1 protein-coding gene is annotated in these 353 nt (G+C 61.2%); it reads right to left on the bottom strand.

All coding sequences use genetic code 11. The features are described 5' to 3' along the window. The coding region (locus tag SB771_RS33720) for an amidohydrolase family protein (protein WP_410721882.1) at window positions 1–353 on the bottom strand (353 nt) is incomplete at both ends.

Here is a 353-nt window from a genome sequence, read left to right as displayed (position 1 = left end):
CGCTTCGGATAGGTGTCGGCGCGCCCCTGCAACGTGATGTTGATGAGCGGATTCGCGATCGCCGCCACGCCCGACTCGCGAATCAGCGGAATCAGCTTGCTCACGTAGTAGTTGTCCATCGAATGCATCGACGTCAGATGCGAACCTGTCACGCGGCCATGCAACCCGAGCCGATGCGTCTGCGCCGCAAGCGTTTCGATGTGACGCGACAGTGGATCGTCCGATTCGTCGCAATGCATGTCGACGCGCAAGCCTTTCTCTGCCGCGAACTCGCATAGCAGACGCACGGACTCTGCGCCGTCCGCCATCGTCCGTTCGAAATGCGGAATGCCGCCGACCACATCGACACCCAT

Source organism: Burkholderia sp. SIMBA_051, from assembly GCF_046534915.1.
Taxonomy (GTDB): Bacteria; Pseudomonadota; Gammaproteobacteria; order Burkholderiales; family Burkholderiaceae; genus Burkholderia; species Burkholderia ambifaria.
Note: the sequence above shows the minus strand (reverse complement) of the source record. Positions and strands in the feature narration are given on the sequence as shown.